Below are 6,986 nucleotides of genomic sequence, written 5' to 3' on the forward strand. Positions count from 1 at the left end.
CAGCCACTGCCAGTACGCATCAGCATTAGCGAAGCCTTGAGCCCTCGCTGCCAAGTTCTCCGCCTCAGAACGTGAAAGGCCGCCATCGTACTCAGCGATAGCGACCCTTTCCTCGAAGGCATCGATGTCTGGTATTCGGCTCATGGCGAACACCCCGTTGGCAATTTGATCTGATCCACGATCGTCCGCTTCTGCTCATCCGAGATACCGGCTGAATAGATGCCGTAAGTGATCCCGTTCTCGGATCGGGCGGATTTATGGCCAACTATGCTGGCGGTGAAGTGCTCAGGAACGCCTGTCCGTTCGCATTGGGTGATGAACCACTTGCGGGTAGAGTGGAACACAAGACCTTGCCTTTCGATGCTCAGCGCTTGCCTTAGTTTGGCAAAACGCTTGGTGACGTCATTCACCTTCAAGTTAGGGAACAATGGCCCAGCGCTAGGCAACTTGGTCAGAACCAAATCCAGTGCTGAATGTACCGGCACCTGACGTTCTGCCGCGTCCGTCTTGAGCAGGCGCAGCCGGTTTGGTCGAACAAGGAAGAAGCCACCGAGGTTTCCCTTATTCACGACATCTTCCCTCAGCAGTCCTGCTGCTTCTCCAGCTCTCATGCCAGACAAGAGACAGATCAACAGTACATTGCCAATTACCGGATCAGCCAATCCAAGAAGCTGCTTTACCTCTTTGTCAGAAGGAACAGCATAGGGCTGGTGTCTGACCTTGGCCTCAAACCGTACTGAGGAGAATGGGTTGGTTTCCAGTTCTCCCTCGTAGACACACCAGTCTAGCCAGTGACTCACCTGCGACCAGATACGCCGCTGGGTCCGCCCTGTGATCTTGGTTCTGCTTTGAGACGACCACTCCACCGATGTATCCAGGGACAACCCCCGTGTCTTCGGTGACTTGCCGATTGTAGGGCTAAGCTGGGCTATAAGGGACAGGAACTCCCGCCCATCTTCCCGCGTCAGGTCCACCAACTTCCTGTTCTCGTACTTGGACCAGAACAACTCGATCGAGTAGCGAACCGACTTAAACCCACTGGGCCTAAGCTCGTTCTGGCGCAGGATCAGGTAGCGCTTTGCCGCTTCTTGGACTGTTAGCTTGGGCTGAACCGGCGTCAGATAACGGACAGGCTCAGAGTGCTCCAGAGTGGTCCGGAGACGAGCGAGAGCGAGTTCCGATGGGGTAGCCCATTCCGAGTTGGAAGCGTCCGAGGCTGTGTCTCTCTTTGGCAGAGATAGAGCCCCTAAGAGTACCTGATCCACGGTCTCCTCGTAGCGGGCATTCACCTCGGCGGCCCGTTGACGGGCTACCTTGGCATCGCTGGTCTTTAGAGATTGCTTGAGGGCTTGTTGGCCTAGGAGTGCAGCGACCTCTTTTGGGTAGTTTCGCCTATAGAGCCAAGTCTGACCCTTGAGATAGGCATAGCGAATTCGGGCAGACGACATGGCCTGTTCCTTTCATAATTAGAATGTTGGGGGTTGATCAGTCTGTTGCGCGACTGTGAACGCTGAGAATAAGGTCGAAGTCCGGCTCGCCGTACTCGCCCTGAAGAGGACCTGTTATAGAGTAGCCGGTTACTACGTCTTCGAAGACTTCATCGACGCGGAACAAGTGTTCTGGCCAGTCTTCGCCAGCTCGGATGATGACTACATCGCCTTCCTTGAGGACAAGGTGTGCCATGGTCAAAGCCTCCGCATCAGGAGGTCTGGCAGGACAGTCCCCAACGTGAAGCTGAACGGAAAAGGGAAAGATAAAGGGCTTAGCCAGTCTGGAAGACCTGCTAAAACTAGCAAAACCAGTGCAAACAAATCTGGAATAGCGAGGCGTCTGTCATAGTGCTTCCGAAGGCCCCAAGCCAAGGCCAGGCGAAAGCCCAGCCCAGCCGCAGCAAGCAGCATGAACGTTGTAAACATCTATAATTCTCCATGAGGGTTTCTTTTATATAGATGCTTGAAACTTCACGATTATTCGTTCGCGCAGAGCGGTCTGAATTTGATATGAACGCTGTTTCAGCCTAACGTTCCGAACATTGGTTTCGATGGTACTGCAGTCGAATGCAGTCACCGCCCAAGCTTAGGCAGCTCCTCACAAGACGACCCAGCGATTGGGATAAGAAGATTAGGACTAGACCCACTCTTGCGCCTCCCGGGCAGAGATCAATGCTTAGTTGAGCATTTTAGCAATCTATCAACTCGGCAAGGGGGAATCTGGAGCCCATCGACTCAATCACCGATTTTGCACAGTGAATACACACAATTAGACACTCTTGTCGAACTACAGGCACACCACCCGGGTAAGGCTTATCTGCCCTATTTGAGGATGGTCCTGTGGAAGTTTACAAACTAGAGAGCCCTTTTGGCCTGACAAAATTAAAGCCCGTTGAAAGTAATGGAGACAAGCTTTACTCAGCGAGTAACTTCAAAGCTAAGAATGTTGCTTGCGTTGTCTCTCAGGAAAGCACGTTTCTTGATGTCATGTTTGGGTTTGAGAATCTGGGATTTGAAGTTGCATGTTCCTCGTCATTAGAGGCGACTTTCAAGACGGTTTCCGAAGACCCCGAGGAATGGGCAATGGTTGTGGTCCGCCTAGACCAGCCTTTGGATGAAGAGCGCTTGGAAAGCTACGTTCGGCTCCTACGAATGATGGATGTTAGGATTCCGGTAATGGTCATGCTTCAGAGAGGTAAATCGCCTCAAAACTCGAGCTACCCTAAGCTGTATGCAGACTGCGTTGTCGGCGAACCTAGGTCGGCAAAAGATCTTTCAACTGCTCTAAAAGTTGCAGTGGGTGCGAACATGCGATGGGGCAGCCGCTTTGATGATTTCCGGAGAGAGTCTGTAAATCGCCTTTGTCGACCTCGGCAAAAATAACTCATCAACCAAAACTGCTCTCAAAATCTCCACTCACGGAGAATTGCTAAACTGAGAGCTGTTAGCCGTGGACCTTTACCGCTCAAGGAGGGACCGCGCTTACTTTGGGGCACCCTTCCTACTACTCAAATCGCAAAGGGTGCCCCACTTTTTCCCTGAGCTCAGAGATGCTTATAGGTTTGTGCAGCACTGTTAGCATCGAGTTACTCTCTACCTGTTTACCCTCTAGCTCAGCCAGTCCGGTCATAAGGAATTGCCGCGGAGAATTTGCAATGTAAGGCAAAGCTAACTTCAGGAAGTCCAACCCATTAAGAAGTGGCATTGACAAGTCGATGATCAGTACGTCGTAGGAACGGCGGCGCGCTTTTAAGTACTCGATGCATTTAACCGGATCGCTAAAGGCATCAACTTGGCCACCGATTAATGCGATGGTTTCCGCAACTTCCTCAACGATCTCTTCGTCGTCATCCAGAACAAGCGTAGTGAAGCTAGGTAACTTTTTAGACATTTAACTTTCCGATGCGGCAGGAGCAGTCGGAAACTTGATTTCAAAACAAGCACCGTGAATTTCTTTTACAGCTCGGATCGTACCATCCAACTCCTTGATGACTGACTTAGTCATGTACAAGCCTATGCCACTCCCCCCATTATCTTTTTTGGATGAAAAGAAGGGCTCGAATATTCTCTCGAAGTTTTCCTGAGCAATTCCCGGTCCAGTGTCTTTCACGAGAATAGTTAGCACAGTGTCGTGTACTGAGAAGGTAATACTTACTTTTCGTTCTGAGAGAGCCTGTCGTTCCATTGCTTGTTTTGCATTTACAAGCAGATTCACCATTGCTTGCTCAAACAGTATTGGACGCCCCTTTATCTTAATCTCACTCGATGGAGTATTGATGTGCACCGTGACGTTTTCCAAACGTAATTGCTCTCGGATTAAGTCAATGGCTGACTTCGTCCTCACTACGGGATCGAACTCAACGATGTCATCATCACCAATCTCAAGGACAAAGTTTCGTATTCCCTGAATCACCCTCCCAGCTCTCAATGCCTGCGCTTCGATACGTTCCGCTTTGGCAATCAGATACTCCTTCGGCACTTCACCGTATTTGCCCCGCTCGGCCACCCCACCGGCTGCCAATGCAATGACATTGAGAGGTTGATTGAGTTCGTGTGCGAATGAACTGGCCATCTCCCCAAGTGCCGCAAGCCGCGAAGCATGGAGGAGTTTTGCTTGAGCTTCTTTGAGGGAACCCACATTTTGTGCAATGAAATAGGAAGTTGAACCTGCTGGATCAACTTTTTCCGTGCTGGTCAAAACGTGCCCTGTTTCACCTTTCTCAATTCCTAACTTACTTATTACTAGAGGAACCGTTTTGCCGCTCTTTGTAGTAAGATCAAACAACAACTCTGCAGCCTGTTGAGCGTCATTTGCGACAAAGGAGTCGGGTGATTGTTTGATGAAGTCTGAGATCGCCTTCCCCAAAACCTCATCCTCTGAATAGCCGGTTAGCCCTTGCAAAGCGGGGTTCCAAACTTTGATTTTTCCTGCTGAATTTGTTGCGAAAACAGGAGTTAGAACCTGAGCGAGCAATAAACTAAATTTTTGCTGTGCCTGTTGTTTGCTTTGCTCTTCCTGCTCGACAGCTTCTACGAAACGATCAAGCCAAGCGGAGATCGCACGGTCCTCTCTGAAGTTTGGATTGAGCGAATTAATGGCCAGCTTACGGTGTTTCAAATAAGCTTCAGAGATGCGAGCAAACTTCCCCACTGATTTCCTGAATAAAACATCCAGAATCTGCCCTCCCAGTATAATCAGCATGGCAAGTACACAAAGCCTCTGAACCGCAGAATTAGTATCCTGCTGAGTCCGAAGAATATTCGTTTTTAGGGAATGGCTTACCTGAAGTAGTGCAGGAAAGAGAGAGGCAAACCTTGTCTGCGCTTGCACTGAGGCACCCAACCAGGACTGTAATGCCGGTGTCGAGGGGTCCGTGTCACGCAACACCACGACAGAACTGTCGCTGGAGTTTTCATTCAGTTCTTCAAACGATCCGGAAACGCATTTGATTTCAGATTCAGCTGCATGCTGCGAGTAGGAAATAGACTTGGTGGTTTCAGCCTGCCAAATGAAGGCAAGCAAATCTGTCCCCCGGCCCGGCGCAAAGAGGGACATGAATTGACCCTCGTGACATCCTAACAGAAAACTCATCTGCTTTTCTTGGGGGGCGCGCAAAACTTGCAACGGTAATGTAAGTTTCTGCAGCGAGGTTGCCTGACCATAAACCAATCGTAAAGAGCCATCGTTCATCACGGTATAAATTTGTGAAGGTGCCGCAGAGATGTCTGCTTCCACAAGCTGTTCGATTTTTTTATAATCTTCAGCCACGTTGATTTCTGACAGGCTTGTGCCCCAAAAAACTGTTTCGAGCTTCAGAAAAGTCGCAGTGTTTTGAGAAGAGCGCCGGCTGTTAATCTCAGCCTGAGCCAGTTCGTGTGAAACGAACCGCTGAAAGTTTCGCTTGAGCTCATAAAACTCAGACAGGAGTATCGGGAGGAGGAATGCCAGTCCGAAAATCGCCTGGAGAAGTCCGCTATATGAGTTGGCGTCCTTCCATCTCTTTGGGATTCTTAACTCTGGATGGAAAAACAGTACCAATGTAAAAAAAAGAGCTGCGATCATCATATTCAGAAATCCGTTGAGCGCTTGTTTGGAAGCAACGAGCAGCGCGGTTGACCAAGGAAGATCGAGTGCTTGAGTGTACAGGAGTAGCGCCATTGGCGCCCCAAAAGCCATCCAATAGATCAATACTAAGATGCTGGCTCGACTGGTTGACCCGTTCCTGCCCAAAAAACAAACAAAGGCGGCCTCCATGGTGAAGAGGAAATGTGCGTACCCATGCCCCCACAGTTCAACGGTGTGAAAAGCACCAATAAACGCCGCCGCAAGTGCCCAGGATGCCCCCAATGTGAACATGGCGAGCCAAACGAAAACAGATCCAAATAGAAAATTGACACCAAAAAACATATCAACGTTCAGAACGTTACCCAAATAGCTGCAAAGGCAAAAACAACAGCCGAGGATTGTACGGAACCAAGAGACAGAAAGCAGTGTCTGGAGCCGACTAGTGGGCGTAAGGGCAGCGGAACGTCGCATGGGCATATCCATTTTCAAGCCACATTCTTGAGCAGCCTGAGGCGTTGGACCATCGCTAGCCTAGCCAAATCTAGCGACAAGATGTATTACGGCTATCTTGAGTGATCAAAAGTATAGTTAGGGTGCAATTTCGTACATTTTGCGTGCAGAGACCCTTTTCGATGTGGCTGGCAGCAGCTTGGCAGCGTAGGACGGTCATTGGAGACGCTCCAAAGCGCATGCCAGACCGAAAGACATAACAAATGAAGAAAGTTACAATTCTCATCGTGGATGATGATATCTCGCTTTCCGAAGAGGTCGCGGAAGTTCTTTTTGAACAAGGATACAGCGTGAGTTTTGCCAGAACAATGCGTCAGTTCGAAGAACAGGTCAGGGACAATCTTTTCGACTTGTTTGTTGTAGACCTTTTGTTACCCGACGGGCACGGACATGAAGTCATCAGGAAGATACGCCACATCTGTTCGTCAGGCATCGTTGTACTTTCTGGCAAGCTTGACGAGGTCGACAAGGTCGTGTCTCTTGAACTTGGCGCGGATGACTATGTAGTTAAGCCTTTCCCGAGGTCAGAGTTTGTTGCACGCATCAAGAGCTTGCTGCGTCGAATTGAAATTAGAAATTCGCCACATCAGGAGGCCGTGTCGAACCTTCCTGAGATCGTCTATGCTGATTATCGAACAAATACTAGAACCCGCAAGCTGTATGCGCCTTTCGGAGATCAAATTCGGTTAACCAAGCTCGAATTTGATCTTTGGCTAATTTTCCTGAAGAACATGGATAAAGTGATGAGTAGAGAGCAGCTTATCACTTCAATCAGGGGGCGTGATTGGGCTGGGTATGACAGATCCATCGACGGGTTAGTGAGCCGATTGCGAAGGAAACTTTCGGGTCTCCTCGACGCAGAGGAAAACTTCGAGACAATAAGAGGTGTGGGATACCTGCTTCGTAGCCGCTCAGATTAA

Annotated in this window: 6 protein-coding genes; 2 read left to right on the forward strand and 4 right to left on the reverse strand. The window is 49.6% G+C overall.

Translation table 11 applies throughout. From position 1 onward, the window contains the following. Window positions 1-140: 140 nt before the first annotated feature. Window positions 141-1,448: a DUF6538 domain-containing protein gene (locus tag QOL67_RS21680; protein ID WP_283428085.1), complete on the reverse strand. Its 1,308-nt coding sequence runs from the start codon at window positions 1,446-1,448 to the stop codon at window positions 141-143. Between the two features lie 37 nt (window positions 1,449-1,485). Beyond that, window positions 1,486-1,683 (reverse strand): hypothetical protein, encoded by a 198-nt coding sequence (locus QOL67_RS21685; protein WP_283428086.1) that lies wholly within the window; start codon window positions 1,681-1,683, stop codon window positions 1,486-1,488. A gap of 647 nt (window positions 1,684-2,330) precedes the next feature. On the opposite strand from QOL67_RS21685, the gene QOL67_RS21690 reads away from it, so the two are divergent. Then, on the forward strand, window positions 2,331-2,873 hold the full coding sequence (locus tag QOL67_RS21690; RefSeq protein WP_283428087.1) for a hypothetical protein: 543 nt from the start codon (window positions 2,331-2,333) through the stop codon (window positions 2,871-2,873). 121 nt (window positions 2,874-2,994) lie between these two features. Here the strand turns inward: QOL67_RS21690 and QOL67_RS21695 are convergent, their stop codons facing one another. Further along, window positions 2,995-3,381, reverse strand: a complete 387-nt coding sequence (locus QOL67_RS21695; RefSeq protein WP_283428088.1) for a response regulator — start codon at window positions 3,379-3,381, stop codon at window positions 2,995-2,997. Then, the gene (locus QOL67_RS21700; RefSeq protein ID WP_283428089.1) at window positions 3,382-5,898 is read right to left on the reverse strand and encodes a PAS domain-containing sensor histidine kinase; all 2,517 of its coding nucleotides are present in this window, start codon (window positions 5,896-5,898) and stop codon (window positions 3,382-3,384) included. A gap of 371 nt (window positions 5,899-6,269) precedes the next feature. Between QOL67_RS21700 and QOL67_RS21705 the strand changes: the two genes are divergently transcribed. Further along, window positions 6,270-6,986 (forward strand): response regulator transcription factor, encoded by a 717-nt coding sequence (locus QOL67_RS21705; protein ID WP_283428090.1) that lies wholly within the window; start codon window positions 6,270-6,272, stop codon window positions 6,984-6,986.

The sequence above is a fragment of the Shimia sagamensis genome (assembly GCF_900182745.1).
Taxonomy (GTDB): domain Bacteria; phylum Pseudomonadota; class Alphaproteobacteria; order Rhodobacterales; family Rhodobacteraceae; genus Shimia; species Shimia sagamensis.

What these genes read in the sequence shown, in the direction of transcription:
- QOL67_RS21680 (WP_283428085.1), bottom strand. Translation starts at nt 1,448, where the DNA reads ATGTCGTCTGCCCGAATTCGCTATGCCTATCTCAAGGGTCAGACTTGG.
- QOL67_RS21705 (WP_283428090.1), top strand. Translation starts at nt 6,270, where the DNA reads ATGAAGAAAGTTACAATTCTCATCGTGGATGATGATATCTCGCTTTCC.
- QOL67_RS21695 (WP_283428088.1), bottom strand. Translation starts at nt 3,381, where the DNA reads ATGTCTAAAAAGTTACCTAGCTTCACTACGCTTGTTCTGGATGACGAC.
- QOL67_RS21685 (WP_283428086.1), bottom strand. Translation starts at nt 1,683, where the DNA reads ATGGCACACCTTGTCCTCAAGGAAGGCGATGTAGTCATCATCCGAGCT.
- QOL67_RS21700 (WP_283428089.1), bottom strand. Translation starts at nt 5,898, where the DNA reads ATGTTTTTTGGTGTCAATTTTCTATTTGGATCTGTTTTCGTTTGGCTC.